This is a genomic window from Sodalis sp. RH15, assembly GCF_047324255.1.
Classification (GTDB): Bacteria; Pseudomonadota; Gammaproteobacteria; order Enterobacterales; family Enterobacteriaceae; genus Acerihabitans; species Acerihabitans ligni.
Genome location: NZ_CP178738.1, coordinates 3,728,543 through 3,743,101, shown reverse-complemented (window position 1 = coordinate 3,743,101; position 14,559 = coordinate 3,728,543). Strand labels below are relative to the sequence as shown.

Genomic DNA, 14,559 nt, shown 5'->3' with positions numbered 1-14,559 from the left:
GTTGAAAAACCAGCAAGAGGTTAATGATGTTAACGCGTATTCGGATTTCCACCAGCCTGATCATGATTGTCTTGATCTTTGGTTTAATGCAATTGTTAAGCAGCGGACTCTCCTTTGAAGCATTCAGGCACAGCAACGAAAATTTCACTCGCGTTGAGACGGACAACCTGAAACGGAATTCCCTGAGTCTGAGCTGGACGGAAATACTGCAGACCCGTAATTCCCTCAACCGGGCCGCCACCCGCTTTGCGTCCTATACGCCGTTGGAGCAGATTACGCCGATTATGGACGAGGCTAAACGGACCCTTGCCCATTCACAAACGGTGTATAAGGAATTTAACGATTCGCCGGTAAGCAACGATACGGAACGAGCGCTGCGCGCCCAGACCGCCAAACGTTTCAATGAATTGATCGGCGCGCTAAATGATGCGGTGGGCATGCTGGATAACGGTAACGTCCAGGCCTTTATGGCGCAGCCGACCCAACAATTCCAGGACGCTTTTGAGCAGCAGTATACTGCCAACATGAATTATCTCTCCGGTATCATTGCCGATTCCGGTGACGACAATCTCCATGCCTACCGGCTGTCCGGCTGGATACTTGTCGGGGTTACCGGGGTTACCCTTGTCCTTATCCTGCTGTCCCTGGTATGGCTGAAAAATATGCTGCTGCGCCCGCTGGCGGTGATGAGCGGGCATTTTAACGCCATCGCCGGCGGCGATCTGGGCAATCCCATCGTCGCGAGCGGACGTAATGAAATCAGCCGGCTGTTTCACCAGTTGGAAGCCATGCGCGACGAACTGGCGAAAACGGTATATGCCGTACGCGAGGGAACCGATTCCATGCTGAGCGGTATTCAGGAGATAGCCAGCGGTAATAACGATTTATCATCTCGTACCGAACAGCAGGCGGCATCGCTGGAAGAGACGGCCACCAGCATGGAGGAGCTGACTTCCACCGTGAAACAAAACGCCGAAAACGCCCGTCAGGCCACGCAATTGGCCCGGGATGCTTCCGCCACCGCCCATAAGGGTGGCGAGCTTACCGGCAACGTGGTGCAGCGCATGGCGGACATAGCCACCAGTTCACGTAAAATCAGCGATATTACCAGCGTTATCGACGGTATCGCCTTCCAAACCAATATCCTGGCGCTGAACGCGGCGGTAGAAGCGGCGCGGGCCGGCGAGCAGGGCCGGGGATTCGCGGTAGTGGCGGGAGAAGTACGCAGTCTGGCGCAGCGCAGCGCCCAGGCGGCCAAGGAAATCAAGGGATTGATTGACGAATCCGCGTCACGGGTGCAGCAGGGGTCCGAACTGGTGGCCTCCGCCGGCAATACCATGGACGAGATTGTCCGCTCGGTAAGCCGCGTCACCGATATTATGGCTGAAATCGCCTCGGCCTCGGATGAGCAGAGCCGCGGTATCGACCAGGTGGCCGCCGCCGTGAATCAGATGGACGCCGCTACCCAGCAAAACGCGTCGCTGGTGGAACAATCCGCCGCCGCCGCCGGGGCTCTGGAGTCGCAGGCGGAATCCCTGATGCAGGCGGTACGCGTTTTCAGACTGCAGCATCATGACCAGCAGGAAGACGCCGGCGAGCAGCAGGCAGTGGATCTCATTTCCCGTCCCATCGGGCAATCAACCTAAGCCCGGCGCAAGCATGGCTCAATGAGAAAGCGTATGCCTAATCAGGCTGAAAATGCCGCACCATGGTCAAATTTGGCACTTCCTGTGCCCTTATCCGATGCGCATTTCCAGCGCATCTGCCAGTTGATATATCAGCGGGCCGGCCTTGTCTTGGCCAGCCACAAGCGGGAGATGGTTTACAACCGCCTGGTGCGGCGGTTGCGCACCCTTGGGATGTCCGATTTCGGCACCTATCTGGCGCGTCTGGAAGCTGACGCCAACGGTGAAGAGTGGGAGGTGTTCATTAACGCCTTGACCACCAACCTGACCGCTTTTTTTCGCGAGCTGCACCATTTCCCGATCCTGGCGCGCCACGCCAAGGAGCGGCCGGGGGCCTACAGCGTCTGGAGTACCGCGGCCTCCACCGGCGAGGAGCCTTACTCCATTGCCATGACGCTGTTGGAAACGCTGCCGGGTTCCCTGAGCCAGGTGCAGGTCATCGGCAGCGATATCAATACCCAGGTGTTGGAGAAGGCCCGGGCCGGGGTTTATCGCCATGAGGAGCTGCGGGGGCTCAGTACCGCGCACCGGCAACGGTTTTTCCTGCGTGGTACGGGTCCCCATGACGGTCTGGCGCGGGTTCGTCCGGAAGTGAGCGCGCTGGTGCGTTTTCAGTACCTGAATCTCCTGGCCTCGGACTGGGCCCTGCCGGGTCCTTTTGACGCTATTTTTTGTCGTAATGTGATGATCTACTTCGATAAAGTGACCCAGGAGCGGATCCTGCGCCGTTTTGCGCCGCTGCTGAAACCCGGTGGCCTGCTGTTTGCCGGCCATTCGGAAAATTTCAGCCAGATCAGTGATGACTTCAAGCTGCGCGGACAGACGGTCTATCAGCTGACTAAGGAAAGAAGATGAATAAAATCAGGGTGCTGTGTGTTGATGATTCCGCATTGATGCGTCAATTAATGACTGAAATCATTAATGGTTTTCCCGATATGGAAGTAGTGGCAACCGCCCCTGATCCCCTGGTGGCGCGGGAACTGATTAAAAAACTCAATCCGGCGGTATTAACGCTGGATGTGGAAATGCCGCGCATGGACGGGTTGGATTTTTTGGAAAAGCTGATGCGCCTGCGGCCGATGCCGGTGGTGATGGTGTCATCCCTCACCGGCCGCGGATCGGAAATTACCCTGCGGGCGCTGGAGCTGGGCGCGATAGATTTTGTCACCAAACCGCAAAGCGGCCTGCGTGACGGCATGTTGGCCTACAGCGAATCCATTGCCGAAAAAATCCGCACCGCCGCCCGCGCCCGTTTGCCCAAACGGCAGGGGGGCAGCGCGCCGGCGGTGCTGAACGTTCCGCTGCTGAGCAGTGAAAAATTGATCGCCATCGGCGCGTCCACCGGCGGTACGGAGGCCATCAGGCATGTGCTTGAACCGCTGCCCGCCACCAGTCCGGCGCTGCTCATCACCCAGCATATGCCCCCCGGATTTACCCGATCCTTCGCCGAACGCTTGAATAAGCTGTGCCAAATCACGGTAAAAGAAGCGGAAGACGGGGAACGTATATTACCGGGACATGCCTATATCGCCCCCGGCGCGCGGCATATGGAGCTGGCGCGCAGCGGCGCCAATTACCAGATCCGACTGCACGACGGCCCGCCGGTAAACCGGCATCGCCCGTCGGTGGATGTGCTGTTCAAGTCGGTGGCGCAATATGCCGGTCGTAATGCCGTCGGCGTCATCCTGACCGGCATGGGCAACGACGGCGCGGCCGGGCTGCTGGCCATGCGCAATGCCGGCGCCTATACCCTGGCGCAGGATGAAGCCAGCTGCGTGGTATTCGGCATGCCCCGGGAGGCTATCGCCATGGGGGGCAGTAACGAAGTCGTGCCGTTACATCAAATGAGCCAACGGATGATGACCCAGATAAGCGCCGGCCAGGCATTACGTATTTAGCGACCCGATAGCGGGCAATATTGATAACAGGAGTAGGTATGGCTGATAAAGAACTCAGGTTTCTGGTGGTGGACGACTTTTCGACAATGCGTCGCATCGTTCGTAACCTGCTGAAAGAACTGGGCTTCATTAACGTGGACGAAGCTGAGGATGGCATTGATGCCCTCACCAAGCTGCGCGCCGGCAACATCGATTTTGTCATTTCCGACTGGAATATGCCGAATATGGACGGTCTGACATTGCTGAAAAGTATCCGCCAGGACGGAGCCCTGGCTTCGCTGCCGGTGCTCATGGTCACCGCGGAAGCCAAAAAAGAGAATATCATCGCCGCCGCCCAGGCGGGGGCCAGCGGTTATGTGGTGAAGCCCTTTACCGCGGCCACGCTTGAAGAGAAGCTGAATAAAATATTCGAAAAGTTGGGGATGTAATCAGGAGAGAGTATGAATAATACACCAGCCATGCCGAACGCCAGCGCCACGGATCTTATTGCCCGCATCGGGCAATTGACCCGCATGTTGCGGGATAGTCTGAAGGAATTAGGTCTGGATCAGGCTATTGCCCAGGCTGCTGAAGCCATTCCCGATGCCCGTGACCGGCTGGATTATGTAGTGCAGATGACCGCTCAGGCGGCTGAACGGGCGCTTAACAGCGTCGAGGCGGCCCAGCCCCGGCAGACTGAAATGGAAAAGGGCGCCAGGACCCTGACCACGCGGTGGGACGATTGGTTTGAAAATCCTATTGAACTGGCGGATGCCCGTGAACTGGTGACCGATACCCGCCGTTATCTGAAAGAAGTGCCTGACCATACCGCTTTTACCCATAAGCAATTGCTGGAAATCATGATGGCGCAGGATTTTCAGGATCTCACCGGCCAGGTGATCAAGCGCATGATGGATGTGATCCAGGAAATCGAAAAGCAGCTGCTGATGGTGCTGTTGGAGAATATGCCTGAGCCGGTTCAGGCCAAACGCGCCAGCGACGGTTTGCTTAACGGTCCGCAGCTCGATCACAGCGTCGACGGAGTGGTGGCCAATCAGGATCAGGTGGACGACCTGCTTGACAGCCTCGGTTTCTGACAGGTTCTGACGAGCGTCTCGGTCGGGCGGGAAAACCACGCCCGATTCGACCCCATCAGCACGATTTCCATTTAACAGGTTTGTCGTACGTTAGGCGATAGCGGGCTTACCGCGCTGTCCAGGCGCGGCTATCCGTTAAATAGCCCCCCCTTTAGCCCGTTGTTCACGCCATAAGATCGGGGCGTTTTTGTCATGCTATACAGCGAATTTGCATGCCAAGGGTTGACCGGGACAATTGATGGCGGACGACAGCGATCTGGAAAAAAGCGAGGCGCCCACCGCCCACCGATTGGAGAAGGCCCGCGAAGAGGGGCAGATTCCCCGATCCCGTGAATTGACCTCGGTGCTGATGCTGCTGGCCGGGCTGGCCATACTGTGGATGGGTGGCGAATCATTGGCCCGCCAGCTGGCGGCGATGATCGCGCAGGGAATGCGTTTTGACCACGGTATTATCAGTGACGATCGCAATATTCTGTTCCAGGTCGTCTCGCTGCTCAAGCAGACGCTATGGGCGCTGCTGCCGGTGTTTATCGGCCTGGTGATTATGGCCTTGGCTGCGCCGACGTTGCTGGGCGGCATTATGTTTAACCCCGGATCGATTAAATTCGATCTGGCCAAGCTCAATCCGCTGCCGGGACTCAAACGCCTCGTCTCCTCCCAGTCCCTCTCTGAATTGTTCAAAGCCGTCTTAAAATCACTGCTGGTGGGGTGGGTGACCGGATACTATCTCTGGTATCACTGGCCGCGCATGCTGCATCTGGTGATGGAACCGCCGGTAACGGCCATGGGCGATGCGCTGAAGCTTATCGCCGTTTGCCTGCTGATGATTATCTTGTCCCTTACCCCAATCGTGGCATTTGACGTGTTTTGGCAAATATGGAGCCATAACAAAAAGCTGCGCATGAGCCGTCAGGACATTCGGGACGAGTTCAAGGAACAAGAAGGCGATCCCCATGTCAAGCAGCGCATTCGCCAGCAACAGCGCGCCTTGTCTCGCAGGCGCATGATGAGCGATGTGCCGAAGGCGGATGTTATCGTCACCAACCCCACCCACTATGCCGTGGCGCTGCGTTATGAAGACGGTAAAATGAGCGCGCCGAAGGTCATTGCCAAAGGGGCGGGAGAAATTGCCTTGCGCATTCGCGAATTAGGGGAAAATTACCGTATTCCGACGCTGGAAGCTCCGCCGCTGGCCCGAGCGCTCTATCGGCACTGCGATATCGGCCAATCGATCCCGACCACGCTCTATGCCGCCGTGGCTGAAGTGCTGGCCTGGGTTTACCAGGTGAAACGCTGGCGCCGAGAAGGCGGATTGATTCCAAAATCACCGACACATTTACCGGTGCCGGCGGCACTGGATTTTGCTCACGAGAAAGAGTGACATGGCTTACCTGATAGCGTTATTACGATTGCCCGGCGACATCAAATCCATCCAATGGCAAATATTGGCAGGTCCGGTATTGATCTTGATGATCTTGTCGATGATGGTGCTGCCTTTGCCGCCCTTCGTCCTGGACCTGTTGTTCACCTTTAATATTGCCCTGTCGATTTTGGTGCTGCTGGTGGCGATGTTCACCAAACGTACGCTGGAGTTCGCCGCGTTCCCCACCATATTGCTGTTTTCCACCTTATTGCGCCTGTCTTTGAATATCGCCTCTACCCGTATCATTTTGCTGCATGGTCATACGGGTACCGCGGCGGCAGGACGGGTGATTGAGGCATTCGGCCATTTTTTGGTGGGCGGTAATTTCGCCATCGGTATCGTGGTATTCATTATCCTGGTGGTGATTAACTTTATGGTTATCACCAAGGGGGCGGGGCGGATCGCGGAGGTTGGAGCGCGATTTGTCCTCGACGGTATGCCGGGCAAGCAAATGGCCATTGATGCCGATCTTAATGCCGGACTTATCGCCGAGGCCGAGGCAAAAAACCGACGCAGCGAGGTGGCGCAGGAAGCGGACTTTTACGGTTCAATGGATGGCGCCAGTAAATTTGTCCGCGGCGACGCCATCGCCGGCTTGTTGATCATGGTGATCAACCTAATAGGCGGTTTGCTGGTGGGGATGATTCAGCACGGCATGGCCTTGGGCGACGCCGCCTCGAGCTATACTTTGCTGACCATTGGCGACGGACTGGTGGCGCAAATCCCGGCGCTGGTGATTTCCACCGCCGCCGGGGTCATTGTTACCCGGGTGGGCACCAACGAAGATGTCGGCCAGCAGATGGTCGGCCAATTGTTCAACAACCCGAAAGTCATGGTGTTGTGTGCCGGCGTTCTGGGATTGCTGGGCCTGGTGCCCGGCATGCCGAACATGGTGTTTTTGCTGTTCACCGCCATGTTGCTGGGTCTGGCCTGGTGGTTGCGGGGTAAAATCACCACCGAGCCGGCGGCCGGGGCCCTTCCCGCCAAGCGCGACGACGCCCAGGCCAAGGAGGCCAGTTGGAATGATGTCCAATTGGAGGACCCGCTTGGCATGGAGGTGGGGTACCGATTAATCCCTATGGTGGATTTTCAGCAAAATGGCGAATTATTGGCCCGTATTCGCAGTATCCGGAAAAAATTCGCCCAGGAGACCGGCTATCTGCCGCCGGTGGTGCATATCCGCGATAATCTGGAGTTACAACCCGCCAGCTACCGGATCCTGCTCAAAGGCGTTGAGATGGGACATGGGGAAGCCTATCCCGGGCGCTGGATGGCGATTAATCCGGGCAGCGCGGTAGGAGAGCTGGCGGGGGATAAAACCCAGGACCCGGCCTTTGGTCTGCCGGCGGTCTGGATTGACAGCGCCCTGAAAGAATTGGCGCAGACCCAAGGCTATACCGTGGTGGAAGCCAGCACCGTGGTGGCCACCCATCTTAATCACCTGATCAATTTACATGCCAGCGAACTGTTGGGACGGCAAGAGACCCAGCAGTTACTGGATCGGGTAACCAAGGATATGCCCAAGCTGACGGAAGATTTTATCCCCGGCGTGTTGACGCTGACCATCTTCCACAAGGTACTGCAGAATTTGCTGGCGGAGAATGTGCCGATCCGCGATATGCGCACCATTATCGAAACCCTGGTGGAACATGCGCCGATTCAAAAAGACCCGGCTGAATTAACCGTGGTAGTGCGGGTTGCCCTGGGTCGGGCCATAACCCAGCGCTGGTTCCCAGGGGAGAGCGAAATACAGGTTATCGGTTTGGATCTGGCGCTGGAACGGGTGTTATTGCAGGCACTGCAAAATGGCGGCGGTCTGGAGCCCGGCATGGCGGATCGGGTATTGGCCCAGGCCAGAGAGGCGCTGCAAAAACAGGAAAGCCTCAACGCGCCGCCGGTATTATTGGTTAATCACAGCCTGCGTCCGCTGTTGGCCCGTTTTCTGCGCCGCACGCTGCCGCAGCTGGCGGTACTGTCCAATCTGGAAGTGAGCGACCAACGACAGATCCGCATGACCTCCATGCTGGGGGGAAGCAAGTGACGGATCGGCAATGGTGCGCATACCGCATCCGCGAACGCCGGAACCGCACGGCCTTTGCCGGGCGAAAGCATACGGCAGGCGATCGTTGCCGCAACAGGGCTTCACTAAGGCCCGGTCCGGACGCCGGACCGGGGTACCGGGATGAAACTTAATAAAACGCCATGCCATCATTCAAGGCATCTGCTTTTTTTATTTTACTCGATTTTGTTCCTCTTGCCGCAGCGAGTCGCGGCGCAGGAGACGAATCAGCAACTGCCGCCGGGTATCAAGGCGCTGGTGAGTAACGGCAGCAGCACAAACACACTGGCCGCAAAATCACCTTTATCCGGAACCGCAAAATCGACCTTGTCCTCCGCCCTGGCCGCTAAATCACATCCAATCTTATCCGCCGCCGGGTCCGCCAAAGCAGGCCTGCCCCCCGCCTTGACCTCAACATCAACGTTGGATTCGACATTAACCACCTCTTCGCCCCCGACAGGCGCCGCCGTTGCCCCCAAGCGACATCCGATCTCATGGGCAAAAGGCATCATGTCAATAGAGCGCAGCGCTGACGGGGGGTGGTCCGCAGAAGGGCATATGTTGATATTGAGCCAGCGCGGGTATGTTAAAAGCAGTCCGCCGATGCGTCCGCTAAGCCATCTGCCCGCCGCCGCGCAGGTGACGTCGGTGTATTGGCGGATTACCACGGACGGCGCGTTGCCGCCGGGAGTGTCCATGATGATTTGCATGCCGGGTAAATGCTTGCCGCTGGATGGGCTGGCCGGACGAAGCGATGCCCTGGCCGGTATACCGGCGGATAATCCGCTGGTGCTGGAGCTCAATATGGCGGGCGGCGGGGCTATCGTCCCGCCGGTAATGCTGAAATCCTACCAGATACAGGTGAATTACCGCACCGGGACGATACGCTAAAGCATGCGTTAAACGCTACGCAACAAGCGGTATGCACTCAATAACAGGTGGGTCTACACGCTGAACTTGCGGCCGAGAATATAGCCGCCCTGGGCTTGTCCGTCCGGTCCGTAAAGGCGCTGCCGGGATTGATATTCTTCCAGTACCGCCATGATTTGCCGGTTTTGTTGCATATGCTGATTCAACAACATACCGTTACGTGTATTGCTGCGATGTAAACTTGCGGTCAATTGGGTAATGGTCTGCCATAACTGATGCAATTCCGGATAGCTGCTGTAGGGTGGAGCGCCTGCGCCCAAGGATTGCGCCGCCTGTTTCCGCAGCCCGTCCGCATATTGCAGGGTCGCCAACTGCTCGTTTTTATTTTCCGTCACGCGATGCAATAGGGCAGAATTCACCTGACCGGCGCTAAGCAAACGCTGTTCTTCTATCAAAATCAATTCCAGCTGTTGCAGGATGCCTAGCATTCGGCTGCAAAGTTTTTCCAATTCGTTCATGGGTTTGCTTATTTATTCCGGGTCATTCAGCATCTCTTGTGTTTGGCTGATGAGCGCATCGGCTATTTTACCTGTATCCACTTTTAACTCGCCGTTGCGGATGGATTGTTTTAGGCTTTCTACCTTTGCGCTATCAATATCCAGGCTGCTTGACTGGCGCAAGCTGCTTTGGGCGTCGCTGAGATTAACCTGGGTCTCTTCGCCGGTGGCCCCCGTACTGCCGGTCGCTTTGTTTTTTTGCGGCTGGAGAGTACCTATTTCTGAACCCTGTATCGGGGTCAGCGGGGTGATTGGACGGGTACTATCAATACTCATACAGCCTCGCTTATTGCCATGTTTTGTAATACTGTTGGATTGCTTAGAGTTATCGGTCTTAGTAAGGGAAACTTTAATGTTTTATAGCGTTACCAGAGAATAATAAATATAGCATTTATTCATAACAATGCGTGTTCATAAGCCCATCCGGACGCTGCCGTCGGGCATCAGCCGGCCGTTGACTACCTGGCCGGAATCCATGCGTACTTGCAAGGCATCGTTAACCGCCGCGTTATTCATCGCCTTGCCGGTGCTTCGTATGGCAAAACCCTCGCCCTGAGCCGACACCTGTACCGGCTGGCCCATCTTTATTAGCCAAGGTCGCCGCAACATGGCGGCGGTGAGGGGCTGGCCGCTGCCGATGGCTCTTTCGGCGACGCTGCCGGTCGCCCAGAGCTTGTCGGTTAACGGCAGCGAAGAGAGCAGATCCAACCGTCCGGTTTGCCAGGCGATATCATCCGCCGACAAGGTCTCGTTGCCGGAGATGGGCCGTGCGGCCACCAGGTAACGATCGGTCACTTCAACCTCAGCCTGCAGATAACGCTTTTGCGTGCCGCAGACCACGGCGATACTGATATTGCCCCAAACACGATTGCGGGAGGGCAGTGAAAACTGCGGCGCCTCGCAATCCGGTCGTTGTCTGGCGGGAGTTTTAACCACTACCGCTAAAGAGACCGGCGGAGTGGCAAATTGCCTTTGCATAAACGTGGTTAATTGATCGGTTAAGGGATCCGCCGCACTGATCGCCGAGAACAGCAGCAGGCAAATCGCCGTCAGTTCCCGGCAGCGAAAGGAAGCAAGTCGGTGCCGCGGAGCTTGGCCGTTTTTGGCCGGGGTCATAGAACTTATTAATTGCCAGCCGTCACTGTTGACACCTGCATCAAATAGTTTGATTACGCTCACGTCTTGCCTCTGATCGGTTATTTCGCCTGAAGGTTGCCGCGTCGCTCATATAGCGCGTCAATGCGATCGGGCAATCATAGTGTACTGATTCCTTTTCCGGCCAATGGCGAAAATAGCGCTGCAATTAATGCTTATTCCGACGATAGGTAAGAGGGTGTTGCGTCTAAGCTGACATCCAATAATTATCACTGTCTCGCGGAAATACCATGCTTGATAAACTCGATGCCGCCCTGCAATTCCAGCAGGAGGCCCTTAACCTGCGTGTTCAGCGTCAGGATATCCTGGCTGCCAATATTGCCAATGCAGATACCCCTGGTTATCAGGCGAGGGATATCGATTTCGCCAGCGAATTAAAAAAAGCCCTGACACAGGGCCGAGACAGCGGTAGCGGACTCTCTTTAACCACCACCTCTCCCCGTCACATTGAGGCCTCCGGCGCAGGCGAATCTTTCAGTCAATTGCTTTATCGCGTGCCGGATCAGCCTTCTCTTGACGGCAATACCGTCGATATGGACAGGGAAAGAACCGCTTTTGCCGACAACAGCCTGCAATATCAAACCAGCCTGACGGTATTGGGCGGCCAGATTAAAAACATGCTCGCTGTCCTACAGGATTCATAAGCCATGAGTATGACCTCCATTTTCGATATTTCCGGTTCGGCTTTGACCGCCGAATCGCAGCGTATGAACGTGGCCGCCAGTAACCTGGCCAATGCCGACAGCGTTACCGGACCGGATGGCCAACCCTATCGAGCTAAGGAAGTGGTTTTTCAGGTGGCGGCGCCCGCCGGACAGGAGATTGGCGGCGTACAGGTCAGCGGCGTAGTGGAATCACCGGCGGCGGACAAATTGATCTATGAACCGGGCAATCCGTTGGCCGACGGTAATGGCTATGTCAGGATGCCGAATGTGAACGTGGTGGATGAAATGGTCAACAGCATGTCGGCATCGCGCAGCTATCAGGCCAACGTCGAAGTGTTGAATACCGCTAAAACTTTAATGCAAAAAACCCTGACATTGGGCCAATAACCGGAGGATCGAATGGGCGTCTCAGTCAGTCTTAATGACCCGGTGGACAACACGCAAGTTACGAATACCAGCAGCACCGGTGACAGCAGCGCGGATTTGCAAAATCAATTTTTGACCTTGTTGGTGGCGCAAATGCAAAACCAAGATCCCACCAACCCGATGGACAATTCCCAGCTCACCAGCCAGCTGGCGCAAATCAGCACCTTGAATGGTATTGAGAACCTCAATACCACTCTGGGTTCCATTTCCGGACAAATCAATACTTCCCAGTCGCTGCAGGCCGATACGCTGGTGGGGCACGGGGTAATGATTGACGGGACGTCCATTCAGGTAGGCAGCGACAGCTCCACGACGCCCTTCGGCATCGAGCTTGATTCCGCCTCAGCCAATACCACCGTGACCATCAGCGACTCCACCGGCAAAGCGGTTCGTACGGTACAGCTTGGCGCGGTAGGCGCGGGCGCGCACAGCTACACCTGGGACGGTACCGACGATTCAGGCACGGCAGTGGCGGCGGGCAATTATACCGTGTCGGCAACCTCAACCTCTTCCAGCGGCGGCACGGTGGTAACCACGCCGCTGGAGTACGCGGAAGTATATGGCGTAAGCACCGACAGCAGCGGCGCAACGGAATTGAATCTCGGTCTGACGGGTAATGTCACCCTCGATAAAATCGTCCAAATCATTTAACCGGTAACCGGCACAAGTGCCCGGTCGCGGCATGCCTGCCGTTATTACCACAGGAGAGTCTTATGGGTTTTGCACAAGGTGTCAGCGGGCTAAATGCCGCCTCCAGCAATCTTGATGTGATCGGCAACAATATCGCTAACTCGGAAACCACCGGTTTCAAGGCCGGCACCGTCTCGTTTGCCGATATTTACGCCGGTTCCCAGGTGGGGTTAGGGGTGCAGGTCACTGGAGTGACGCAGGATTTCAGTGACGGCTCGGTGAATTCCACCGGTGAAGGGCTGAATGTCGCCATTTCCAATAATGGCTTTTTCCGGGCGGTGGACTCCAGCGGCACGGTGTATTACACCCGCGACGGTGATTTCCAATTGGATGACAATCGCAACCTGCTCACCAGCACCGGCATGAACGTGACCGGGTATCCCGTCAGCGGCACGCCCCCCACCGTTCAACAGGGCGCCACGCCGGTGAATCTGAGTATCCCTCTGACCGGCATGTCGGCTACCGCCACCACCACCGCCACCATGGCGCTGGATCTGGATTCCGACTCCACCACGATTGACACAACCGCGACTCCGTTTGACGCCAATGATTCCTCCACATACAGTTTCTCCGAGCCGTTGACCACCTATGACAGCCTGGGCAATCCGCATAATATCAGCCTGTATTTTACCAAAACCGCGGACAATACCTGGGATGTTAAAGCCGTGGACGGCAGCGTTTCCCCCGCCTCGCAACAGGATCTCGGCACCCTGAAATTTAATACCAACGGCACGCTGGACACCGCTGACTGTACCGATGCCGCCGGCGATGCTAATGGCGGTATCAGTACCATTAGCATGGCCAGTCTGGACGGTTCCGCAGCCTCCACTTTCACGCTTAACTTTGCCGGGAGCCAACAGCAATACAACTCCGCCAGCAGCGTCAGCGCCCAGAATGCCACCGGCTACCCCGCCGGTGATTTGACTAAATATACCATTAACGACGACGGAACCATTACCGGCACCTATTCAAACGGTCAGACCCAACTGCTGGGTCAGATTGTGCTGGCCAACTTCGCCAACCCGCAGGGCCTGACTTCCGACGGCAATAACGTCTACAGCGCCACCTCCGCGTCGGGCCCGGCGGTACTCGGCACCGCCGGCACCGGTAATTTCGGCACCATGACCAGCGGCGCGCTGGAAGGCTCCAACGTCAATCTCAGCAACGAGCTGGTGGATTTGATCGTCGCGCAGCGTGATTACCAATCGAATGCGCAGACCATCAAGGCGCAGGATACCATCATGCAGACCCTTGTCAGCATGAGCTGATAGCCCGGACGGACTCACCATGGATCACGCAATTTATACCGCAATGGGCGGGGCCAGCCAGTCACTTGAACAGCAGGCCATTATTAGCAACAACCTGGCTAATGCCTCCACCACCGGGTTCCAGGCCCAACTGTCGGCCATGCGGGCGGTACCCATCCAGGGAGAGACCTTGCCGACGCGTACGCTGGTGGTGGCCTCAACCCCCGGCACGCTGACCACGCCGGGGCCGCTGGACTACACCGCGCGACCGCTGGATGTTGCGGTGCAGGATCAGGGCTGGCTGGCGGTGCAGTTGCCCAATGGACAGGAAGCCTATACCCGCAACGGCAATATCCAAGAAGACAATACCGGCCAATTGCTGAACCAGGGTTATCCGGTGGTGGGACAAAACGGACCGCTGGTGGTGCCTACCCAGGCGTCCCTCACCGTGGCGGCCGACGGCACGGTGTCAGCGCTGGGGGCCGGGGATCAGCCCAATACCGTCGAAGAGGTGGGACAGCTGAAGCTGGTCAAACCCACCGACGGTCAATTGGTGCGCGGCGATGACGGTCTGTTTCATTTGACCGCCGCCGCCGCGGCGCAGGTGGGCCAAGCCTTGCCGGCGGACAACACCGTCAAGGTGATGCCGGGGGTACTGGAAGGCAGCAATGTGAATACCGCTGAATCGCTGGTGGACATGATTGGCACCGCGCGACGCTTTGAAATGCAAATGAAGGTGATTTCCGACGCTGATGATAACGCGGATAAAGCCAACGAACTGTTATCGGTGAGCAGTTAAATTACTCGG

17 protein-coding genes are annotated in these 14,559 nt (G+C 56.8%); 13 read left to right on the top strand and 4 right to left on the bottom strand.

Going from position 1 to position 14,559, the window contains the following annotated elements; genetic code table 11:
* Nucleotides 1-26: 26 nt before the first annotated feature.
* The 7 genes from ACL2XO_RS17105 to flhA all read left to right on the top strand — a co-directional run bounded on the left by ACL2XO_RS17105 (nucleotide 27) and on the right by flhA (nucleotide 8,123).
* On the top strand, nucleotides 27-1,646 hold the full coding sequence (locus ACL2XO_RS17105) for a methyl-accepting chemotaxis protein (RefSeq protein WP_413743078.1): 1,620 nt from the start codon (nucleotides 27-29) through the stop codon (nucleotides 1,644-1,646).
* Between the two features lie 33 nt (nucleotides 1,647-1,679).
* A complete protein-coding gene (cheR, locus tag ACL2XO_RS17100; protein WP_203521152.1) occupies nucleotides 1,680-2,540 on the top strand; it encodes a protein-glutamate O-methyltransferase CheR in 861 nt (286 codons plus the stop codon).
* Nucleotides 2,537-3,583 carry a protein-glutamate methylesterase/protein-glutamine glutaminase gene (locus tag ACL2XO_RS17095; protein ID WP_413724782.1) on the top strand — a complete coding sequence of 349 codons (1,047 nt, stop codon included), beginning with the start codon at nucleotides 2,537-2,539 and terminating at the stop codon, nucleotides 3,581-3,583. Before cheR ends, ACL2XO_RS17095 begins: the two co-directional genes overlap by 4 nt.
* A gap of 38 nt (nucleotides 3,584-3,621) precedes the next feature.
* Nucleotides 3,622-4,011 carry a chemotaxis response regulator CheY gene (cheY, locus tag ACL2XO_RS17090; RefSeq protein WP_203521154.1) on the top strand — a complete coding sequence of 130 codons (390 nt, stop codon included), beginning with the start codon at nucleotides 3,622-3,624 and terminating at the stop codon, nucleotides 4,009-4,011.
* Nucleotides 4,012-4,023: 12 nt separating this feature from the next.
* The gene (gene cheZ, locus ACL2XO_RS17085) at nucleotides 4,024-4,659 is read left to right on the top strand and encodes a protein phosphatase CheZ (protein WP_413724781.1); all 636 of its coding nucleotides are present in this window, start codon (nucleotides 4,024-4,026) and stop codon (nucleotides 4,657-4,659) included.
* 238 nt (nucleotides 4,660-4,897) lie between these two features.
* Complete coding sequence (gene flhB / locus ACL2XO_RS17080; RefSeq protein WP_413724780.1) at nucleotides 4,898-6,040, top strand: flagellar biosynthesis protein FlhB; 1,143 nt, start codon at nucleotides 4,898-4,900, stop codon at nucleotides 6,038-6,040.
* A gap of 1 nt (nucleotide 6,041) precedes the next feature.
* Nucleotides 6,042-8,123: a flagellar biosynthesis protein FlhA gene (flhA, locus tag ACL2XO_RS17075; protein WP_413724779.1), complete on the top strand. Its 2,082-nt coding sequence runs from the start codon at nucleotides 6,042-6,044 to the stop codon at nucleotides 8,121-8,123.
* Between the two features lie 245 nt (nucleotides 8,124-8,368).
* On the opposite strand, the gene ACL2XO_RS17070 is transcribed toward flhA, so the two are convergent.
* Complete coding sequence (locus ACL2XO_RS17070; protein WP_413741109.1) at nucleotides 8,369-8,584, bottom strand: hypothetical protein; 216 nt, start codon at nucleotides 8,582-8,584, stop codon at nucleotides 8,369-8,371.
* A gap of 115 nt (nucleotides 8,585-8,699) precedes the next feature.
* On the opposite strand from ACL2XO_RS17070, the gene ACL2XO_RS17065 reads away from it, so the two are divergent.
* On the top strand, nucleotides 8,700-9,032 hold the full coding sequence (locus tag ACL2XO_RS17065; protein ID WP_413741108.1) for a flagellar protein FlhE: 333 nt from the start codon (nucleotides 8,700-8,702) through the stop codon (nucleotides 9,030-9,032).
* A gap of 53 nt (nucleotides 9,033-9,085) precedes the next feature.
* On the opposite strand, the gene ACL2XO_RS17060 is transcribed toward ACL2XO_RS17065, so the two are convergent.
* The 3 genes from ACL2XO_RS17060 to flgA form a co-directional block, all read right to left on the bottom strand.
* Nucleotides 9,086-9,529: a flagella synthesis protein FlgN gene (locus ACL2XO_RS17060; protein WP_413724776.1), complete on the bottom strand. Its 444-nt coding sequence runs from the start codon at nucleotides 9,527-9,529 to the stop codon at nucleotides 9,086-9,088.
* 12 nt (nucleotides 9,530-9,541) lie between these two features.
* On the bottom strand, nucleotides 9,542-9,844 hold the full coding sequence (flgM, locus tag ACL2XO_RS17055; protein WP_413724775.1) for a flagellar biosynthesis anti-sigma factor FlgM: 303 nt from the start codon (nucleotides 9,842-9,844) through the stop codon (nucleotides 9,542-9,544).
* Nucleotides 9,845-9,979: 135 nt separating this feature from the next.
* Complete coding sequence (gene flgA / locus ACL2XO_RS17050) at nucleotides 9,980-10,684, bottom strand: flagellar basal body P-ring formation chaperone FlgA (protein ID WP_413724774.1); 705 nt, start codon at nucleotides 10,682-10,684, stop codon at nucleotides 9,980-9,982.
* A 269-nt stretch (nucleotides 10,685-10,953) separates the two neighbouring features.
* Between flgA and flgB the strand changes: the two genes are divergently transcribed.
* The 5 genes from flgB to ACL2XO_RS17025 all read left to right on the top strand — a co-directional run bounded on the left by flgB (nucleotide 10,954) and on the right by ACL2XO_RS17025 (nucleotide 14,550).
* Nucleotides 10,954-11,367, top strand: a complete 414-nt coding sequence (gene flgB, locus ACL2XO_RS17045; RefSeq protein WP_413724773.1) for a flagellar basal body rod protein FlgB — start codon at nucleotides 10,954-10,956, stop codon at nucleotides 11,365-11,367.
* A 3-nt stretch (nucleotides 11,368-11,370) separates the two neighbouring features.
* Complete coding sequence (gene flgC / locus ACL2XO_RS17040) at nucleotides 11,371-11,775, top strand: flagellar basal body rod protein FlgC (protein WP_413724772.1); 405 nt, start codon at nucleotides 11,371-11,373, stop codon at nucleotides 11,773-11,775.
* A 12-nt stretch (nucleotides 11,776-11,787) separates the two neighbouring features.
* Nucleotides 11,788-12,465 carry a flagellar hook assembly protein FlgD gene (gene flgD, locus ACL2XO_RS17035; RefSeq protein ID WP_413724771.1) on the top strand — a complete coding sequence of 226 codons (678 nt, stop codon included), beginning with the start codon at nucleotides 11,788-11,790 and terminating at the stop codon, nucleotides 12,463-12,465.
* A gap of 62 nt (nucleotides 12,466-12,527) precedes the next feature.
* Nucleotides 12,528-13,772: a flagellar hook protein FlgE gene (gene flgE, locus ACL2XO_RS17030; RefSeq protein WP_413724770.1), complete on the top strand. Its 1,245-nt coding sequence runs from the start codon at nucleotides 12,528-12,530 to the stop codon at nucleotides 13,770-13,772.
* Between the two features lie 19 nt (nucleotides 13,773-13,791).
* The gene (locus ACL2XO_RS17025) at nucleotides 13,792-14,550 is read left to right on the top strand and encodes a flagellar basal body rod protein FlgF (protein WP_413741107.1); all 759 of its coding nucleotides are present in this window, start codon (nucleotides 13,792-13,794) and stop codon (nucleotides 14,548-14,550) included.
* The last annotated feature ends 9 nt before the right edge of the window (nucleotides 14,551-14,559 follow it).